Consider the following 900-nt stretch of genomic DNA (forward strand, 5'->3'; position numbering starts at 1 on the left):
ACGATCGGGCGGCGCCGGCGCAGCTCGCGGCGCTCGCGGCCGCCGCGGCGATCCGGTCCGGCGCGGTCTGCGAGATCGACGTGCCCGCGGTGGAGGGCGTGGTCACCCTGCCCTCGCTGGGGCAGGCGGTCCTGTCCCCCACCGTCTCGGAGGCGACGGTCCACTGCTTCGCCGACGGCGCGGACGTCATGGCGGACAGCCTCGTCGTGCGGGTCCCCGCCGACCCCCGGCTGGACGCCCCCGGCTGGAGGAGCCTGCGCACCCTGTCGGCGGAGTCGGACGGCATGCCGTTCCGCGTCGTCGTCGACGACCTCGACCCCTACCGCATGCCGGGTACGGCCAACATGGGCGAGCGGCTCACCCCCGACGAGGCCGAGCACTGGCAGCGCGGCCTGGACGGGGCGTGGAGCCTGCTGGTGCGGCACCACCGGACCGTCGCCGAGGAGGTGGGCACCGCGGTCTCCGTGCTCACCCCGCTGGTGGCCCCGGCGCGGGGCCAGTCGAGCGCCTCCTCCCGGGAGACCTTCGGCTGCGTGGCGTTGTCCACCCCGCCGGACGCCACCACGTTCGCGGTCACCCTCACCCACGAGACGCAGCACGCCAAGCTCTCCGCCCTGCTCGACCTGGTGCCCCTGACCCGTCCCGACGACGGCTCCCGCCACTACGCGCCCTGGCGGCCGGACCCCCGCCCGATCCCCGGCCTGCTCCAGGGGGCCTACGCCTACCTGGGCGTGACCGGCTTCTGGCGGCGGCAGCGCCGCCTCGAGACGGGTGAGGCCGCGCTGGAGGCGGAGGCCGAGTTCTCCCAGTGGCGCGCGGCCGCCCGCCTGGTCGCCGGGACCCTCCTTCGCAGCGGGCGGCTGACCCCGCCCGGCGAGGCGTTCGTCGCCGCGATGGCGC

Annotated in this window: 1 protein-coding gene; it reads left to right on the forward strand. The window is 76.9% G+C overall.

The window, feature by feature from the left end; translation table 11 throughout:
- The coding region (locus tag ACWJ6R_RS37180) for an HEXXH motif domain-containing protein (protein ID WP_449066679.1) at positions 1–900 on the forward strand (900 nt) is incomplete at both ends.

The sequence above is a fragment of the Planomonospora algeriensis genome (assembly GCF_977012225.1).